Origin of the sequence: Echinicola sp. 20G, from assembly GCF_015533855.1 — a bacterium.
Lineage (GTDB): Bacteria > Bacteroidota > Bacteroidia > Cytophagales > Cyclobacteriaceae > Echinicola.
Map to the genome: position 1 here is coordinate 974,570 of NZ_AP024154.1, position 19,363 is coordinate 993,932.

General features: G+C 41.1%; 12 protein-coding genes. 4 read left to right on the forward strand and 8 right to left on the reverse strand.

The window, feature by feature from the left end; translation table 11 throughout:
- Window positions 1–3: 3 nt before the first annotated feature.
- From JL001_RS04295 to JL001_RS04315, 5 genes are all read right to left on the reverse strand, one after another.
- Window positions 4–3,378, reverse strand: a complete 3,375-nt coding sequence (locus JL001_RS04295; RefSeq protein WP_200974927.1) for a TonB-dependent receptor — start codon at window positions 3,376–3,378, stop codon at window positions 4–6.
- A gap of 58 nt (window positions 3,379–3,436) precedes the next feature.
- Window positions 3,437–4,471: a FecR family protein gene (locus JL001_RS04300; protein WP_200974928.1), complete on the reverse strand. Its 1,035-nt coding sequence runs from the start codon at window positions 4,469–4,471 to the stop codon at window positions 3,437–3,439.
- Window positions 4,472–4,586: 115 nt separating this feature from the next.
- A complete protein-coding gene (locus tag JL001_RS04305) occupies window positions 4,587–5,252 on the reverse strand; it encodes an RNA polymerase sigma factor (protein WP_200974929.1) in 666 nt (221 codons plus the stop codon).
- A 123-nt stretch (window positions 5,253–5,375) separates the two neighbouring features.
- Complete coding sequence (locus JL001_RS04310; protein ID WP_236252710.1) at window positions 5,376–6,242, reverse strand: hypothetical protein; 867 nt, start codon at window positions 6,240–6,242, stop codon at window positions 5,376–5,378.
- Between the two features lie 151 nt (window positions 6,243–6,393).
- Complete coding sequence (locus tag JL001_RS04315; protein WP_200974931.1) at window positions 6,394–9,765, reverse strand: TonB-dependent receptor; 3,372 nt, start codon at window positions 9,763–9,765, stop codon at window positions 6,394–6,396.
- A gap of 489 nt (window positions 9,766–10,254) precedes the next feature.
- Between JL001_RS04315 and JL001_RS04320 the strand changes: the two genes are divergently transcribed.
- The 3 genes from JL001_RS04320 (at window position 10,255) to JL001_RS04330 (ending at window position 12,226) form a co-directional block, all read left to right on the forward strand.
- Window positions 10,255–10,971, forward strand: a complete 717-nt coding sequence (locus tag JL001_RS04320; RefSeq protein WP_200974932.1) for a lysoplasmalogenase — start codon at window positions 10,255–10,257, stop codon at window positions 10,969–10,971.
- Between the two features lie 122 nt (window positions 10,972–11,093).
- Entirely contained in the window at window positions 11,094–11,597 is a 504-nt protein-coding gene (locus JL001_RS04325) for a TlpA disulfide reductase family protein (protein WP_236252711.1), read from the forward strand.
- Between the two features lie 5 nt (window positions 11,598–11,602).
- Window positions 11,603–12,226, forward strand: coding sequence for a thioredoxin family protein (locus JL001_RS04330; RefSeq protein WP_200974933.1), 624 nt, complete (start codon window positions 11,603–11,605; stop codon window positions 12,224–12,226).
- Between the two features lie 77 nt (window positions 12,227–12,303).
- On the opposite strand, the gene aspS is transcribed toward JL001_RS04330, so the two are convergent.
- The gene (gene aspS, locus JL001_RS04335) at window positions 12,304–14,058 is read right to left on the reverse strand and encodes an aspartate--tRNA ligase (RefSeq protein WP_200974934.1); all 1,755 of its coding nucleotides are present in this window, start codon (window positions 14,056–14,058) and stop codon (window positions 12,304–12,306) included.
- 282 nt (window positions 14,059–14,340) lie between these two features.
- Here aspS and JL001_RS04340 point away from each other — a divergent pair, with 282 nt between their 5' ends.
- Window positions 14,341–15,627, forward strand: a complete 1,287-nt coding sequence (locus tag JL001_RS04340; protein WP_200974935.1) for a peptidoglycan DD-metalloendopeptidase family protein — start codon at window positions 14,341–14,343, stop codon at window positions 15,625–15,627.
- A 56-nt stretch (window positions 15,628–15,683) separates the two neighbouring features.
- On the opposite strand, the gene JL001_RS04345 is transcribed toward JL001_RS04340, so the two are convergent.
- Complete coding sequence (locus tag JL001_RS04345; protein ID WP_200974936.1) at window positions 15,684–18,380, reverse strand: OmpA family protein; 2,697 nt, start codon at window positions 18,378–18,380, stop codon at window positions 15,684–15,686.
- 2 nt (window positions 18,381–18,382) lie between these two features.
- Window positions 18,383–19,357, reverse strand: a complete 975-nt coding sequence (locus JL001_RS04350; RefSeq protein ID WP_200974937.1) for a type IX secretion system membrane protein PorP/SprF — start codon at window positions 19,355–19,357, stop codon at window positions 18,383–18,385.
- Window positions 19,358–19,363 lie beyond the last annotated feature (6 nt).

Below are 19,363 nucleotides of genomic sequence, written 5' to 3' on the forward strand. Positions count from 1 at the left end.
ATTTTAGAATTTAATGTTTGCACCTAGCTGGTAAACCGTATAAGAAGTGTTGGTTGCATCCACACCGGACATCGAAGCGCCCGCCCATTCTGGGTCAAACCCCTCATAGTTTGTAAACAAGAAGGGATTCAAAGCATTTGCGTATACTCGAAGTTCAGTAACACCGAATTTTTCAAGAGCACCAGGGGCAAAATTGTAACCCAGGGTAATATTCTGAATCCGCACAAATGAAGCATCCTTATTGAAACCTGGATAACCATAATCTTCCGAGTCTTCACCCCAGTATTGGCCAGTATAACTTGGTTGTGGGTGGGTATTGGAATAGCGTGCTTCTGAAATAGGATTTTCTCTCAAATAATAAGGTACATCTAGGATGACTTTACTGTTAAAATCTGTGAACTCGCCATGGAAAGGGCTGTACAGAAAAACACCCTGTTTGGTATACACCGTGGCAAACAGATCCCAATTTTTGTACCTGAAGTTCGTCATAAATGTACCTATCCAGTCCGGTGCAGGAGAACCCAAAACAGTCATATCATTATCAATATCGATGTTTCCATCGCCGTTCAGGTCTTTTACTTTGGCGGTACCTTCCAAGGCTTGCTGATCAGCTGCAGGCAACTCTTCGCGTTGCCACACTCCGTCAAAAACCATCGCATAAACCACATTCACCGGTTGGCCAATAAACCATCTATTGGGCACATCATCTTCCTTCTTGCCATATAACTCTACGATCTTATTGGTATTTTTTGAAAAGATAAAATTGGTTTCCCAAGTGAAATCTCCCCTTTCAATATTGACCGTTTTCAACTGTAACTCAACCCCTCTGTTACTCACCGAACCCACATTATCAATCATAGAGGCCCATCCAGTCGGCATGGCCAACTTTCTTTCCATCAGTAGGTTGAGAGAAAGGCGATCATACACATTGACCTCACCACTGATTCTGTTTTTCAAGAAACCAAAATCTGCCCCAAAATTCCACTCTCTGGTCCGCTCCCAAGTCAAATTGGAATTGGCAATGGCATTGGGCACGAACCCGTCGGCAGTGGTGCCATCCCAGTCATAATAGGTCTGTCTATTCAGCGAGGACTGGGTAGAATATGCGGGAATATTATTGTTTCCCGTATAGCCATAACTGACACGAAGTTTCAAATTATCAACCACGGAAGAGGTTTTCAGAAAAGGCTCCTCGGTCATTCTCCAGGCTACAGCCGCAGAAGGGAAGGAAGCCCATTTGTTGTCTTCGGAAAGCTTGGAAGACCCATCCCATCTGATGGTACCGGTAACCAGGAATTTATCCTTGTAGGAATAATTTACCCTATTGGTGAACGACAGTAAGGTGTTTTTGCTGTAGGAAGTGGTAGCATCTCTTTGAGGGGCACTTTGGACATTGTACCACAAAGAATTGAAAGGCACATCCCGCCCATAGGCAAAGGCACTTTCCAACCTGTTTAGCTGGGAAGATTGAATGAAGTCATAAGAAATTCGATGATCATTGAACTCCTTTGTGATATTCATTTGATTGTCCCAAATGTATGAAAGGTTGTTATCATTCCACATCCTGGCCACTGAGATCGACCTTGTCGCAAAACGATCAAAATATTCTCCTGTTCTACCAAATTTAGCATTGGGCGAGAAAGTAGAACTGAATGTGATTCCTTTTACCGGTGTGAACCTTAAGTAAAAATTGGTAATGGCATAGAATTGCTCTTCATTATATTGAGACCCGCTTTCCAAAAAAGCGTAGGGATTGACATTGCCCGAAATACCAATCATTGGAGATTGGATGACATTGCCTTCCTCATCAAAAGCAGGTGCATAAGTAGGCATTCTAAAAAGCTGCTGCGTATAGCCTTGGCGGGAAATCAACTCTCTATTTGAAAAAGCCAAGTTGATATTAGCGCCAATAGCAAACATATCATTAGGTCTAGCATCTACACTGGCCTTGAAATTATATTTCTTGTACCACTGTCCTTCCACATTACCATCATCCCCTTGATAGCCAAAACCAACCACGTAACTCACTTTATCTGATGCGCCAGAAGCTGACACAAAATGGTTTTGCTGAATGCTGGGTTTTAAGAAAGCATCCAACCAGTCTGTCCCCCTTCTGTTGGTAAGTGCTTCTTCCCAATAGTTGCCTCCATCCTCTGTTTCTACATTAGGAAAGCCATAGGTAGGAGAATCCACTATGGGATTACCTTGGACCAAATCACGGGTCACTTGCCTGTCCCTGTTCCACTGCACACTGGCATCGTAACTGTTCAGGAAGTTGGGCATATTGGTAAAGTTCCTGATGCCCACAAAGCCTGAATAGGAAAAAGTAGGTTTTTGATTTTGAATTCCAGCTCCTGACTTGGTGGTGACAATCACTACACCATTGGATCCCCTTGAACCATAAATGGCGGTGGAAGAAGCATCCTTTAGGATATCTATCCGGTCAATGTCATTGGGGTTCAAAAAGTCAATATTATCGGTCATTACTCCATCTACTACATAAAGTGGAGCTCCACCAGTCAAGGAATTGGCACCGCGAATCTGGATGTCGAATCCACTACCCACAGAGCCTGTGCGCTGCGTGATATTAACCCCTGCTGCATTTGCCTGCAATGCTTTCATCGGATTGGTAGATCCCACGCTATTGAGTTCCCTGCTCCCAATGGATGATACAGCTCCCGTCAGGTCTTTTTTCTTTACTTCTCCATAACCAACTACCACCACTTCATCCAAAGCCGATAAATCGCTTTCCAACACCACATCAATGATGGTTTGATTCCCAACCTCAATCACCTTATTCTTAAAACCTATATATGAAATGATCAACGTAGCTCCTTCAGGAACATCAAGGGAGTAATGGCCTTCAATGTCGGTCACGGTACCATTTGAGGTACCTTCCACTAAAACAGAAGCTCCAATCAAAGGCTCTCCATCGCTATCCGTGACTTTGCCGGTGACGGTAATGTCATAGATCTCTTCCTCTGGAGCGGAGGCCAGCTGTTCTATTTTTACATTGATTTGATCATCGACCTGCTTAAACCTTAAAGGTGAGCTTTGGGAAATTTGTACCAGCAGGTCATAAAGCTTGATATTGTTATCTTGGATGGTGAAGCGTTGAGGAAGCTCCAAAGCCTTACGATCATAAACAAACTTAAATCCGGTCTTTGACTCAATCTCATCAAAGACCTCCTGGGTGTCCGCACCACTGAAGTTTACTGAAAGGACTACATTTAAATCCTTTTCCTGACTTCTCATGGCCATCATTTGGGTAGGAAAATGCCCTTGTGTATTCACCGCCAAAATTGGACTGGAGTAGGCCAAAAAGGCTAGTAGCAACACCCTACATAACCAACGGCATTTGAGTATTTTTTCATTCATAATTTTGGGTTGTTAATTGATTAATGTTCTATTACGAGCGGGTTCTCTTAGGTTTTAGCTAGAATTTTAGGGTTACATTTTTATCATCGATTTTATATTTAACATCATACATGAATTGTAGGCCAGTAAGGATATCCTCCAGCTTTTCGTTTTCGTAGCGTCCATTGATCTTCCAGTCTTTTGGTGTCTCCCCATATACCTGAAAGTCTACGCCATACCATTTTCCCAATCGGTCTATAAACGCTTCAAATTGGGTATCCTTAAACACGATCACTCCGTCTTTCCAGGCTGTCACTGCCTGCACATCAAACTCACTTTTAGAATAGTTTTTTTCCTGTTCTTGGTATTGAAGTTCTTCTCCCGGAACAAGGATATTATCCGGTAAATCGGGCATCCTTACTTTTACCTTTCCTGTCACCAAGGATACTTTGACATCGGAAGTGTATTTATCAGACTTTACATTAAAGGAAGTTCCCAGCACTTGGGTTTGAAGTGATCCAGTGGTAACGGTAAAGGGTCTAGAAGCATCATGGGTCACTTCAAAAAAAGCTTCTCCTTCTAAGATTACTTCTCTTTCTTTGGTATTAAAATGTTCTGGGAATCTTAATTTACTCTCATAATTCAGGTGCACCTTGCTCCCATCCGGCAAGACGATAATTGACTTTCTACCCCTTGGATTTTCTGCCGACTTCCAGGCCACCTCCTCCAAGATGGTTTCTTCTTGAAAAGGAGCTATCACTTTGTCTGCCAATAGGGCAACCATCAGGCTAAAAAGTAATATAGCGGCCACTCTTAACCATTGTCTTGAATGGGGAATATTTCGAGAATCATTCGCTGGCTTATTGGGCCTGTGGTCCACTGCCACCACCCGACTTAAAAGGTCATCAAGTTCATCCTCTTCCAAAGTATGTTGTGGCAGGTGTAAGCGCTCCACAAATTCCTTTGCTTTCAAAAACTCATCCTTCTGTTCAGCATGTTCTTGAAGCCACTTTTCCCAAAAGCTATTTCTTTCACCAACAGGTTCATGAACCCAATCGACAAAATCCCTTCTGGCTATTAATTGATAAAATATATGTTTATGATCTTTGCTCACTTTTGTACTGTCTTTACTTATACAAGGGAGCAGTTCTGAAAATGATACCGGGTTTTCAGAAAAAATTTTATTTATTTTTTAAAAACCCTTCTAAATGATCATTCAATGGCATTTTTTAAGAGCGAAATTCTGAGAAAGTCAGGAGCAGATACAGTACAAAATATTTCCTCAAATGGGCCAAGCCTCTGTATATTAACCTTCTGGCTGAAGAAACATGGGAAAAATCAAAAATCACCGCAATCTGATCATAGCTAAGCCCTTCAAAGTAAAAATAATAAATGGCTTCGCGCTCTTTGGGATCCAACTGGCGAAGGGCTTCATTTAACCTGAATATTTGCTCTTTCTCTAACTGCTGATTAATGTATACCGTTTCATAAGAAAGCTCCACCGGAAACTTCCTAAAATCAAATGCACTTTCCTTAACAATCTGCTTATTTTGTTTTTTTAAGTCGGCTAGAATCCTCCGCTTAAATGATTTGAAAAGGTAGGGTTTGATGGCATCGGTAGGGCCAAGCTTTTCCCGCTTCTGTCGAATGTAAATAAAAAAGTCCTGCAGGCAATCTTTGACCAAACTATGGTCAGCTGTAAGTTGACAGCCAAAATTGAAAAGTGTATTGGCGTATTTCTTATAGATTATGATAAAGGCATTTTCATCTCCCTTTCTAAACAAATCCCAAAGCTCCTTCTCAGAAGAACTAATCGGCACCTTCTTTCCTCTTCTTTCAGCATCCAGCCCATTGGCCGTTTTACTTGTTTTGGGTAAACTGTCCGGTAAATACATATTAGGGAGATTTGTCAATTACCTCCCTAATATTCAATTCTTTCCAAAGAAAATCATCCTGTGCTTACCTGCTATCTTTTCAAGGAATGATGATGGATTCTTTGACTGAATAACACTTTTAAACTAGTACTTGGCCGTGCTAAATGCCTTCTTTGCATTGATGACCCTTGCCTCGTTTTCTGATAGGAAAAGGTAGTTATAAATCGTCTTTCCATTCCTCTCCATCAGGATCAGTTGCTCATTATCTGCCCTGATCACTTCCAGCTCTTTGCCCCTCGCATCCCTGAAGTTGGCTTCCACAAATAATTTACCGTCTCTCTCAAACACCTGCTCAAAGGTTAGAAAATTAATATTCCCTTTCTCATCATAAATTGGTTTGGCATCGATCTTCGCATCCCAAGCATTCCTATTCAATTTGTAGGAGTGACTATAAGTGAATTTTTGATTTTCGATCCAATCCTTCGTCTTAGGAATATTAATAGGGTTACTGTTGTAGGCCATTCCAGAAATACTCGTCATGGTCGAATTTCCCGGTGTCTCTTCACTCCCATACTGGTTTCCACGCTGAAACATGTTTCCCACATAGATTACATTGGCCCCTAACATAGCGGCCTCAATCTTGGCCTTTTTGACCGCTCGATTTTTTACATTGTTAATGCTAGAGAGGGTCGTCACTCCTGTTGCCTTGGCAAAGACCTCTCCTTTGGCCAACAAGCCCTTCACATCTTCAGGCACATAGGTAATGTAAACCTTTTGATAATCATCGATGGAATGGACTTCATTGAAAGCTGATCGAAAAACTTCTTCCCTTCCACTCGCAAACTGGATTTTGTTGACCCTGTTTTTACTGATCTCATAAGTCGCTTGCTCTCCCAAGTGACGATACTTGATGACATTGGTCCCGACCTCTTCAATGGTTACTTCCATTGTTTCATCTGGTAAATAAAGCTTGTCCGCTGCATTTTGAGCATATGTTAATAAACTGCTCATCAAAAAAGATAAGATCAAAAATAGTCTCATAGAGTAATAGTTAATATTGGTTACGGTAAATAGACGAGAAAACCATCAAATTAGTTATAAAAATAAAAGAGGCACCTGTAAGGTGCCTCTTAATCAATTATTTAATTTATCGCTCTATTGCTTAAAATAACAGCCTCAACCCTAACTGCATGCTCCAAGTAGTTGAAAAACCACTGGCGTTTCTGAAAGGAGTAGTTGGCAACTCTCCTGAAACCTCTTGAAGGGTCAATGAAGGAATTCCACTTTCTGGAGTATCATTGGCCAAGTTAAACAAGTTCTCCGCACCATTCAATTGATCCTGAACACCCCAATCGCTGTTCAACAAGTTACCCACATTGACGATATCCAGACTCAACTGTAAAGTGCTTCTTCTTTCACCAATATTGGTAAAGATATCCTGCATCACCCTGATATCCCATCGGTTCAACCAAGGCAATAAGAACGCATTTCTAGGAAGGTACTCACCTCTATATTTGTCCAAGCCATTCTCTTCGATGAATGCATCCAAAGCCGCTCTTTGCTCAGCCACAGAGAAATCACTATCTACCAAAGGCAAGTCATCTGTATCTCTTGGTAAATAAACCAAGTCAGCATTGATACCATCATTATTGATATCATCACTATATGTGTAAGAGAATCTTCCCTGATGCGAACCACTATAATACAAACCAATGGTTGTGGCCAAAGCTTTCGCATACTCAATACGATAATTGACACTGGCTACCACTCGGTGAGGAATGGCAAAATCAGAAATGTTCAACATCTGATCATTCGGGCTGTTGATCACTGGACTCGCTCCCCATGCTGAACTTGCATTGGATCCAGAGTTAGCAGATACTTCTTTGGAAGCAGAATAAGTATAGAACACGGAAGCAGTCAGGCCATTATAATCAGGAATGGTCGCTCCAAAAGTAGCACTGAAGCTGCGTCCTTTCACGTCTGTATTTGTCAAGATGGTCGCATTGTTTCCACCCATCACGTCATTATAAGCTGTGCTCTGTCCAGGAGCAAAAAACTCTCTGGTGTCTCCATAGTCACCAAGTGCTCCGCTAGAACCATAATTCATGATGTTGTTTGACCTAATTCTATTGGCTCCATACTGGAATACTCCATTAATGTCATTCGTATATAACAGGTCCGCTGATAAGACTATCGGAGAATTTGGAATGGCATAATCAGCACCTAAACTGGATCTCCAGACCATTGGCATTTTAAAGTCCCTGTCAACTAGGGCAAACGAACTTGGTGCTCCACCAGAAGGGGAAGAGATAAACACATCTTCAGCTCCAGCTGGCACATTCTCTACATAATAATACCTATCCGGCTGGAAAGTAACATTTCCTATCCAGCCCGCTACATCATCATAGCTTCCTGGCTCCACATTGTTTTGAATGACACCTGCATTGGTTGGCATATTAGTTAGCCAGACAAAAGGAACTCTCCCTGAGAATACACCAGAACCACCTCGAACTGTAAATGTACGATCACCATTTACGTCCCAGTTGAATCCAATTCTAGGAGAAACCATGATTTTAGACTTTGGCCATTCTCCGGAACTGTAGTTTCTCGGCATACCATACTTGTTCAAAAGTGTGATTTCATCTATGGAAGAATTGGCTGTCAAATCATTAAGATAAATCGGCAATTCAGCTCTCAGGCCAAGCGTCAGGTCCAAATTTTCTCCTGCAGCAAACTTATCCTGAGCATACAAAGATGCCAATCCAAAATTCACCCTAGAGTATGTATCCATTCCTTCATAAGGGTAGGTCAAACCAAACATGGTTGGCGCCACTTCATTTGGTGTACCTGTAGTCAAGAAGTCTTCCACAGAAGCATATCTGTAATAGGACGTCCCCATCCTCACATAACTGTTACCAAATTTCTGGATTTCAAAGGCTGCGCCCGCTGTAAAAGTGTGATTACCTTCTACATAAGTCAAGTTATTGATAAAAGAGTAGTTATCATTAACAACGTCATTATTGTAAGAGAACAATTCTGTACCAAAACTCATGTAATTAATAGAGCCCGGATCCTTTTCTCCGTCCACGATATCACCACCATCCCAGATATCAACAAATGGGAAAAGTTGATCACTTGGTGTAGTTCTGGTGTCTCTGATCTTTGAATAAGTAGCCAAAAACTGGTTACTGATTTTAGGGCTAAAATAGCTATTCAATTCAGCAGTGATTGACCTTACTGTATTTTCAAAGCCATAGTTGGCATTTTCAAATGCTATGGAGTTTTGGCTTACCCTAGCTCCAGAAGGGAATGGCGACCTTGGTCTTGGACCAGAAGTAGCATTGGCTACCTGAGGAGCATCTCCCACTACTTGATTATACCTAACCGCTAGTTTATGTTTTTCACTGATATTCCAGTCAACCCTTGCCAGAAACTTAGTGCTTGTCTGCTCTGCCTCATTGGCATAACCTTCATATCTTCCTGGATCATAACCCCACTGATTGATCAGGTGATTTCTAACTGCTTCAAGGTCATCAACCGTGGTTCTTGCAATATTGTTTTCAGGATCTGCTACTCCATTCGTAGAAGGTCTCCAGAGGTTTGCTCCTGAAGCATTGGCTCCAGTTTGCTGCTCACGTTCTGCATTGACAAAGAAAAACAGTTTGTTTTTGATAATTGGTCCACCTAGTCTAAAACCAAAATTTTTGGTTCCAGCATCTACCTTCTCCAATTCATTGTCTCCAATTTGTCTTCCTTGAAGGTCTTGGTTTTTGGTAAAATAATAAGCGGAGCCTGAAAATGTATTGGTACCGCTTCGTGTCACTGCGTTGATTCCAGCTCCAGTAAATCCACTTTGCGTTACATCAAACGGAGCAATATTCACAGTAATTTCCTCGATCGCATCCAGTGAAATAGGCTGAGAACTTCCTCCTGGCAATGGATTACTGCTCAATCCAAATCCATTATTAAAATTGGCGCCGTCCACTTGTAAGTTGTTGTACCTAGCATCTCTACCCGCAAAGGAATTTCCACTGGCCTGGGGAGTCAATCTGGTAAACTCCAAAACACTTCTGTTGATCTGTGGTAAGTTGGTAATGGTTTTGTTACTGACATTGGTAGCAGCTCCCGTTCTAGAAGCATTAAAATCATCTACACTACTTGCTGTCACTACTACTTGTTCCAATTCCGTTTCATCATCTGAAAGCACCACATCCAAAGCATAAGGCTGTCCCAAACTTAGACTAATGTTATTTAGTTGATGAGCTTGAAAACCAATATAACTTACCTCTACAGTATATGGTCCACCCACCCTCATATTTGGTAAATTGAAACGACCATCCACATTGGTCACTGCTCCGTACATCGAACCGGATGGAACGTGTATCGCTTTTACGGTGGCTCCTATCAGGGCCTCTCCTTGTGCATCTTTGACACTACCTTGGATACTACTAGTTGTTACCTGCGCATGCAATGTACCTGCTGCAAGAACAAACATCATCAAGATAAATAGATTCTTAAGTAATAATTGCCTCATAAATATGCTAAATTGATTGAAAAACTGGTTTTTTTATTAGGATTAATAATTCTACACAAATGTATAGGACTTTTACATGTTTTTATTTTAGGAATCGTTAAGTTTCACTCCTTGCTTCATACAGAAACTTAACATTTAGGCAACACCAGAATAAAATATTATTTCTAATATAATAACAATATAGGGCAAAACAACTAGATAAATTCACCAGTTATAAATTTAAAGAATTAAGTTCTATGGCAAAACTAAAAAATAATGAAAACGATTTCATACCATTTTTTAGCAAAAAAATCCATTTCAAACACAAAACGAAGCTTTTCTAAACCATAGCACTACGGTAAAACTTTTTTTACTATCTTCAGATTCCAAAGATGGAAATCCAAAAGCTTAACTCAGACAAATTAAATAAGTAGACTACTCCCCATCGTCCATTGTCAAATACACCTATTTAACTCACACCTACTAAAAAGCCCCTAATCCAACCAATTCATGCAGCAAAAAGGAATCATTTGGCTCTACTTATATCTTATTGCTGGCCTTGCAGATATGGCCATGATCGTTCAGGAACTGGAATCTTTTCGATTCATTACCAAACCGCTTATTTTGTTATCCTTGGCTATCTATTTTCTGACCACCACTTCAGTGATCAAAAACAGTCTTCTTAGAAAAGCCGTTGGTGCAGCCCTGCTCTTTTCTTTGGCTGGAGATATTCTCCTATTGTTTCCTAACTTATTCCTTTATGGATTGGGCGCTTTCTTGATCGCTATTATTTGTTATATCATTGGGTTTAAACTGACCCAAAACCATCAAATCAACCTAAGAAATATTAATTTCCTCAAAATATTTTTTTACAACCTGCCCATTTACATTTTTGCCACATTGGTCTATTTTCTCATCAATGACAACCTGCACCAACTTAAGACACCGGTAATCATCTATATTCTGGCCATGGTCATGATGGTTTCTACAGCCAGAGAAAGATTTAAGAGGACCAATTCTCAAAGCTTCGTTCAGGTATTCCTTGGTGCTGCTCTTTTTATGGTCTCCGATAGCATATTGGCTTTGGACTTGTTTTTCCAGCCAATACCTAGCGATGGCGTTTTGGTGATGGGAACTTACATATTGGCTCAGTTATTAATTGTAATGGGAATCAGAAGCCACTTGATTTATAGCCCTAAATCAACCAATAAAACAATAAGCTCCTAAACACAAGTTCTTTTTAGACAGACCTCTCACCATTTTTTTTGCAAAAACCTGTCTTTCTGACAGTTAATAAAACCAATTCTGTTAAGAGACGTTTTATAACTATCACTGTCAACCCAAAGATCATGCGATCCAGAATATCATTTCTCACAGGTTTATTGGTTTGTTTGATCATAATCATGGGCTTTCGACTCACTCTCAAGCATGACACAGAGCCAAATTTCAAAATCATTTCTTTTGAGGAATTCGAGAAGATAAAATCCAAAGAATCAAACAAACTGAGAATCTTTAACTTTTGGGCCACTTGGTGCGCACCTTGCATCAAAGAGATGCCCTACTTTGAAACTGTCAGTCAAAACGACGCATCAGTAGAGTTGGTGTTTATCTCACTGGATGATGGCCGGAAGCCAGAGAAGGTAACCACATTTTTAGAAAAAAAGAACATCAAATCTCCGGTTTACTTGCTCAATGATGTGGATTACAATCAATGGATTGACAAAATAAATCCCAATTGGTCTGGAGCTATCCCAGCCACCCTTTTCGTTCAACCCAGTGGAGAAAACCACTTTCATGAAGGAGAATTGGAGGAATCAGAATTAGAGGCATTGATCAACAAACTAAAACCATAACCGCCATGAAAAACATCATCATTATCGTACTTGTTTTCGGTTTTATTGGAAGCCATTCTTACAACTTTGCCCAAACCCAGGGCTATCAAATAGGAGATGAAGCCATGGATTTTGAACTCCCAAATGTCAGTGGAGACCAAGTTTCATTAAGTGGACTGGAAAATGCGAAAGGAGCCATTGTAATATTCACTTGTAACACCTGCCCTTACGCAAAAGCCTATGAAGATAGGATCATTGAACTCCACGAGGAATATGCCCCTAGAGGATACCCAGTGGTTGCCATCAACTCCAACGACGATCAAATCAGCCCTGGAGATAGTTTTGAAGCTATGAAAGTACGTGCTTCAGAAAAGGACTTTCCCTTTGATTATGCCTATGATAAAGATCAAACAGTCATCAAAGCTTATGGGGGTATGCGCACTCCCCATGTCTATTTGCTCAACAAAGAAGAAAATAAATTTGTCGTGAGCTATATCGGAGCCATCGACAACAATTACCAAGATCCTAATTCCGTCTCAGAAGCCTATGTCGAAAATGCTGTGGAAGCGCTACTGCAAAACAAAAACATTGAGACCAAAACAACCAAAGCCATTGGGTGCGGTATCAAATGGATCAAAGAAACGGACTAAAGTCCCTAGCTGATAAAAAATGAAAGGGCAGGAATTTGAATAATTCCTGCCCTTTCTAATTTGTATAGGCTTTTCTATTACTTTTTCAGCGCCAGTTGAATGCTCAACTCTTGTAGTTGTTCATCTGCAATCGGGCTTGGAGAATCGATCATAACGTCTCTTCCAGAGTTGTTTTTAGGGAAGGCAATGTAATCCCTGATAGAGTCACTACCTCCAAAAATAGCACAAAGACGGTCAAAACCGAAGGCAATACCTCCATGTGGCGGCGCTCCATACTCAAAAGCTTCCATTAAGAACCCAAACTGGGCTTGCGCTTCTTCATCTGTAAAACCAAGGTGCTTAAACATGGTCTTTTGGGTATCACGATCATGAATCCTTATGGATCCACCTCCGATTTCAACACCATTGATCACCAAGTCATAGGCATTGGCGCGAACAGCTCCCGGGTCAGACTCCAGCAAAGGAATGTCTTCTTTCTTAGGAGAAGTGAACGGGTGATGCATGGCATGGTAACGCTTGGTTTCCTCATCCCACTCCAACAATGGGAAATCCAGTACCCAAAGAGGCTTGAATACATTTTTATCCCTTAGCCCAAGATCCGTCCCCATCTTCAACCTCAATTCTGACAACTGCTTTCTTACAGCATTTTTATCGCCTGATAGAATCAACATTAAGTCACCTGGATTGGCACCCATCTTATCAGCCCATGCTTTTAAATCTTCCTGACCATAGAATTTATCAACAGAAGACTTGAAAGTACCATCTTCATTGCACTTCACATACACCAAGCCTTTCGCACCAATCTGAGGGCGTTTCACCCACTCAGTTAGGGCATCCACTTGTTTACGGGTATAGCTGCCTGCTCCTGGGGCACAGATCCCAACTACCAACTCAGCCGCGTCAAATACATTGAAGCCTTTGTTTTGAGCCAATTCATTTAGCTCAACAAACTTCATATCGAATCTTAAATCTGGCTTGTCGTTACCATAATATTTCATGGCATCGGCAAAAGTCATTCTTTCCACCTCTGGTAATTCTACTTTCTTCACAGTAGTAAAAAGGTGCTTTACCAAACCTTCAAAAGTGGTCAAAATATCTTCCTGGTCCACAAAAGACATCTCGCAGTCTATTTGTGTAAATTCAGGTTGCCTGTCTGCTCGCAAATCCTCGTCTCTAAAACACTTTACGATCTGGAAATAACGGTCAAAACCACTGACCATCAACAATTGCTTGAAAGTCTGAGGTGACTGAGGCAGTGCATAGAACTCACCTTGGTTGATTCTGCTGGGCACTAAAAAGTCCCTGGCACCTTCTGGGGTAGACTTGATCAATACAGGAGTCTCCACTTCCATGAAGTCTTCACCGTCCATGAATTTCCGGGTCTCCTGCATCATGTGGTGTCTTAGTTGAAGCTTCTCACGAACTACCTTCCTTCTCAAATCAAGGTAACGGTACTTCATTCTCAGCTCCTCACCACCATCTGTCTCGTCCTCGATCACAAAAGGGGGAACTTTAGAAGCATTGAGCACCTCCAAAGCAGTCGTTTTCAGTTCAATATCCCCTGTAGGAATTTTATTGTTTTTAGAAGTTCTTTCAATGACTTCCCCTTTGGCTTGAATAACAAATTCCCTTCCAAGAGAAGCTGCTTTGTCCAAAAGTTCTTGATCACTGGAACCCTCTTCAAAAATCAATTGGGTCACGCCGTAACGGTCTCTTAAATCGACCCATACCAATCCACCTTTGTTACGAACGCGCTGGACCCAACCAGAAAGCGTCACTTCCTTGCCCACATCCTCTAAACGCAACTCCCCACAAGTATGTGTTCTTAACATATTTTTAATTTTTTATTCGATATCAGTCGCCAAAGATAATAATTCGAATAACAGTTTACTATTACGATAATAAGTATCCTTGGATTTTTGCTTTCTTTTTTCAAAAGACAGCAAAAATTCCCGACATTTGCCATACCTAAATCACACCACCCAGCGTTAATTTCTTGAATATTTTAGGAATCCGACCATATGGTTCCAAAAATTGAAGAAAACACTTGCAATTTGACCGAAATTTAAATTTATTACAAGATCGTTACAACATCCAAAAATCACAATTAGGGAATGAAGAAATCATGGATTGCAGCCGTGGGAGTAGTGCTGCTAACGGCCGGAGGATATGGACTTTACCATTTCAATCTCCAGCCAAAAAGTGAAGAAGTGGCAGAGGAGGCTACAGCGGTAATGGAAGTACCGGCTGTAGTGGAAGAAAATTTGCTTTATGGTATTGATGTTAATAAACTAGATGTGGTAGAAGGAGTAGTAGGAAGAAACCAAACATTATCCACCATCCTCGCTCCCTTTAACGTCTCTTACCAGATTATTGACCAAATCGCCAAAAAGTCCAAGGATATTTTCGATGTCCGAAGGATCGCTTTCAATAAAAAATATACTGTCCTGACCTCTCGAGACAGTAGTGCCCAAGCAGAATATTTCATTTACGAACCCAATGCGGCCGAGTTTGTAGTTTACAAACTGGACGGAAACGATATTTACAAAGAAGCCAAACCTGTAGAAATCAGAAAAAGGGAAGTGGCAGGACAAATTACTTCCTCCCTTTATGTAAACATGACTGATCAGGGTGTTACCCCTGATTTGATAGATGAATTTGCCGACCTTTATGGTTGGAGTGTTGATTTTCAGCACCTTCAAAAGGGAGATAAGTTCAAAGTAGTTTATAATGAAAGGCTTGTTGAAGGAAAGGTAGTTGGCGTGGAGGAAATTCAGGCAGCTTTCTTCGAGCATAAAGGACAACCCTATCATGCCATCCCGTTTGAACAAAACGGACAGGTGTCTTTCTTTGATGAAAAAGGCAACAGCTTTAAAAAAGCCTTCTTAAGAGACCCTGTTAAGTTTACCCGCATTAGTTCCCGCTACAACCTCAGAAGGTACCACCCTGTGCAAAAAAGATACAAAGCGCATTTAGGTACGGATTATGCTGCCCCAAGAGGAACTGAAATCAGGGCTGTGGGTGACGGGACTATCATTGCCGCCAGCTATACTGGAGGAAATGGTAATTATGTAAAAGTAAAACACAATGGCACCTATACCACCCAATATCTTCACATGTCCAAGATTGCCAGTGGAATCAGAAATGGTGTCAGGGTAAAACAAGGACAAGTAATTGGCTATGTGGGTAGCACAGGCTTAGCCACTGGCCCACATTTATGTTTCAGGTTCTGGAAAAACGGTAAGCAAGTGGACTGGCTTAGAGAGGACATTCCTCCTTCTGAGCCCATCGCCGAAGCTAATAAATTGGCTTTTGAAAGGGTAAAAGCTGAGAAGCTGGAGCAATTGGCCGCCATCCCCTATTCAGAAGGCAAAGACGAAAGATTACTTACAACTAGATAGAAAAAGGAGGTCAATTGACCTCCTTTTTCATTACTGGAATATTTGGGTTTTATTCCTCAAAGGACCATCACCCAAGCTCCTTCAAAGCCTGAAGCAATTACCTGATCCAAATCCCCTAAAGCCATTTGGAGATTATCATATTTAGCAGCATAACAATAATAGAGACCTGTAGCAGGATCAAAAAAGAAGCCTCCTTTTTCAAGACCGCTGGCTTTATTCCTCTTTGAAAATACAGTCGCATTATCAGCAGAAGAAAATACTCCAGTGATCACATAGGTTCCCTTTAGCTGATCTTCAATACTACCATCCTGAAAATAACTGATCTTCTCCTCCACAATTTCTTCATTGGAAGCATTGATGTTTTTCTCATTCAGCATCAACTTGACCTCTGTTCTTCTGTTAAGCTGGTGTTCGGCTTCGGTACACGGTGTTCCTTCACAATCATGTACAGGCCTGGTTTTTCCATACCAAGAATAGGATACCCTACCTTCATCGATACCTCGCGCAACTAAAAACTGGCGGACTACCTCCGCTCTTTTTTCAGACAGTCCTTCATTGTAGGCTTCAGAGCCTCTAATATCTGTATGACCTTCCAAAGCCAACTGGATGCTTTCCCGCTCATTCATCAACAGCAGCAAGCGCTCCAACTGCTTGATGCCTTCAGGCCTCAAATTGTATTTGTCAAAATCAAAATAGATGGTTGGCACATTCATCTGAATGCCCAAATTGGGTTGATCACAAAGATCCAATAAATCTTGCGGAAGCTCATAATCCCTGTTTTCATCTGCAAAAGCCATCAGTACAAGCTCACTTCTTCTATTTAGCTGATGGGACCTTTCAGGGCATGGAACTCCATCACCACAGTCCACTGCCAACATTTTTTCCCCAAACCATTCCTCATGAACCCGCTCTGTCGCTATCCCCTTGGTCGCCAAATAAGCTGCAACCGCATCAGCCCTGTCATTACTAAGCCTGTCATTGTATTCATCAGAAGCCCGGGCGTCGGTATGGGAACGCACCATCAAGTCCAAATAATCATGCTCATTCATCAGACTGGCCAGTTTATCCAAAATTGGCTGTGCATCAGAGCGGATTGAGGATTTGTCCAAATCATAATAAACCAAATCCACAAATACCGTGGTCTTATAAGGGATAGGAACCAAAGTGTATTCTCTCTCCAAGAGCGTTCCTTCCATGCCCTCTGTATTGATATCTTCATCATGTACCGGGAAATAGCCTCTTTTGGAAATCTTTAGCTCATAGTGGCTCTCAGGACTTATATTGGCTTTTACTTCTCCTGCCGTCTCTCGATCAAGATCCAAAGTCTTAGCAGCATCCTTTTCAATAAACTCTGCCACAAAACCATCCGTAATCAAAGCACCATCACAATCTTTCACCCTTCCCAAAAACCTTCTGAACATGTCTTTGATCATATAAATGTCATCCAGCCCTTTTCCTCCCGACCTATTGGAAGAAAGGTATTTGGTACCTTCTTCAGATAAGGTCATCGCAAAATCATCCTTGGGGGAATTGTAGGGAACTCCCATATTTTTCACATTGCTTAAGGATCCATTTTGATATTTAGCTGAAAAAATATCCAGTCCTCCCAGTCCAAAGTGCCCATTGGATGAAAAGTAAAAATTATTTCCAAACAGGTAAGGGTCCCTTTCATCTCCTTCGGTATTGATGTCAGGCCCAAGGTTTTTTGGTTCCCCAAAGTTAAACTCCTTATCATATTCCACCACATAGATGTCAAAGCCCCCATAGCCACCTTCCATATCTGAAGCAAAGTAAAGTTGGTTACTGTTCTCATCTAAAAAAGGATTGATCAACGAATACTTCAATGCATCATTTAAGGGAAACGCGCTATAATCTGAAAACTCACCATTTTCCCCTATCTTGCTGTAATAAATCTCTGGGTGATAATCTATGAATTCATTTTGCGACTGTCCATAGTCCATTTCTGGATTCACCTTTCTGGTTTTTACTTTTTTGCCATCTACCCTCTTTACTTCTCTGGTAACCGTATAAAAAGCCACAGCCTGTTGTTCCAAAAAGAAGGGGTCAGCAAAATGATAACTATCAGGAACAGGCGAAGTCACTGTTGCTACTTCTCCCTCTTTGTTCATTTTGTATACCGTAAGAAAATCCCTGCCTGTCCATTCATAGGTATCTTCATTGATTTTGTTGCTTACATCAAAACGAATGGCTGCTTTCTTACTGTGCCCGGCATCTCCCCGATCAGAGGCAAAATACTTATTTCCCTGTCCATCCACTACCATTCCAAAATCCGCTGAAGCCGAATTCAATGAATCCAGCCCCACAGCTTCGACAGAGGTAGGCTTGTCATACCAGCTCATCAAAGAATCCAAGTTGATTTTGTCCAATTTCCCTTCACTGGTGATCGTATCCATAGCCAGAACTACCTCATCCATTTTGCCTAATTGATTGGCTGAAGCAATAAAATTGACAAAGTCATTGGTGCTGGCCTCTTCAAATCCAACAGTGGTCTTCCACCACTCATAGGATTGATCATAATCATTTAGCTTTTGAAAGCTCATCGCCGCACGCTGAGCTGCCTTGTACTTTCCCTTTTTCTCAAAAGCCTTGACATAAACTTCTGCAGCTTCCTCATAATTAAAAAGCTCATACTGTTTGTCAGCATACCGAAACAATGAATTTTGCGCCATGGCATTGTGGTGAATCATGGTCACCACTACCCCGGCAAATAGAAGTCTAAAAATTGTTTTCATAACTAAAACCATCTTGGGTTGTTCATCCTTACATTCTTAGGAGTAATATAGTACCCTACCGATATTTCGTGGGAGTTATTCCTTAAATTACTCAAAACATTTGTATTATGATCATAAGCATACCCAATTCTTAAGTTATTGGTGGCAAAAATCTCTATGATAGCTGCAATAGAGTTTCGCTTGCTTAAGTCCTCCTGTAAGGCTTCATTACCGTTCCCCATATTGGAGCGATACGATCCTCCTACCCATAAAGTCTGCATAAAAAGGAACATTCCATTGATATCATAATTGGTGGCTGCTCCCTGTTCTTCTTTAATCAATATAGATGGTTTGAACTGAATATCCTCTGAAATAGGCAACATGACCCCTGCGGTCAAATAGTAATGGAAATTATGATATGCCAAAGCTATGTCCTCTCTCTCCAAAGCTTTTTGACCAACCAAGTTGTAAACACTTACTCCAGCATAGAAACGTTGTGTATTGAAGAAAATACCAGCATTTAAATTAGGTGTAAACATATTAGTCTTTCCTTCTGGGATATTGTTATCCCCAAAGTCATTTGGGTTTAGCAGGTCCCCATCCATTACATACTCAGATACACCTGCACTTACACCCAAGCCTAAAAAAGACTCATATCCAGTTTGGATTCTATAGGCATAAGTCAACATTCCTGAGTTTGTTTGTGTAGGCCCGATCTTATCTGACATGATAGAAGCTCCAAAACCCATCAGCCCTTCATTGGCACTCAAATCTGCCGTAACGGTAAAGGTTGTAGGGGCTCCTGGAAAATTCACCCACTGACTTCTATAAGTCGATTGAATATAAGGCACTCCTTTGTATCCTGCATAACCTGGATTTACATGCAGCCCATTGAAAATATACTGGCTGAATTGTGGCAGCTGCTGGGCAAAAGTACCCTGAGTAGTATTAAAGAATACTGTCAGGGAAATTACGAGAATTTTAAAAATATTTTTCATCTCTAT

What these genes read in the sequence shown, in the direction of transcription:
- aspS (WP_200974934.1), bottom strand. Translation starts at nt 14,058, where the DNA reads ATGTTAAGAACACATACTTGTGGGGAGTTGCGTTTAGAGGATGTGGGC.
- JL001_RS04315 (WP_200974931.1), bottom strand. Translation starts at nt 9,765, where the DNA reads ATGAGGCAATTATTACTTAAGAATCTATTTATCTTGATGATGTTTGTT.
- JL001_RS04350 (WP_200974937.1), bottom strand. Translation starts at nt 19,357, where the DNA reads ATGAAAAATATTTTTAAAATTCTCGTAATTTCCCTGACAGTATTCTTT.
- JL001_RS04310 (WP_236252710.1), bottom strand. Translation starts at nt 6,242, where the DNA reads ATGAGCAGTTTATTAACATATGCTCAAAATGCAGCGGACAAGCTTTAT.
- JL001_RS04295 (WP_200974927.1), bottom strand. Translation starts at nt 3,378, where the DNA reads ATGAATGAAAAAATACTCAAATGCCGTTGGTTATGTAGGGTGTTGCTA.
- JL001_RS04320 (WP_200974932.1), top strand. Translation starts at nt 10,255, where the DNA reads ATGCAGCAAAAAGGAATCATTTGGCTCTACTTATATCTTATTGCTGGC.
- JL001_RS04325 (WP_236252711.1), top strand. Translation starts at nt 11,094, where the DNA reads ATGCGATCCAGAATATCATTTCTCACAGGTTTATTGGTTTGTTTGATC.
- JL001_RS04340 (WP_200974935.1), top strand. Translation starts at nt 14,341, where the DNA reads ATGAAGAAATCATGGATTGCAGCCGTGGGAGTAGTGCTGCTAACGGCC.
- JL001_RS04305 (WP_200974929.1), bottom strand. Translation starts at nt 5,252, where the DNA reads ATGTATTTACCGGACAGTTTACCCAAAACAAGTAAAACGGCCAATGGG.
- JL001_RS04330 (WP_200974933.1), top strand. Translation starts at nt 11,603, where the DNA reads ATGAAAAACATCATCATTATCGTACTTGTTTTCGGTTTTATTGGAAGC.
- JL001_RS04345 (WP_200974936.1), bottom strand. Translation starts at nt 18,380, where the DNA reads ATGAAAACAATTTTTAGACTTCTATTTGCCGGGGTAGTGGTGACCATG.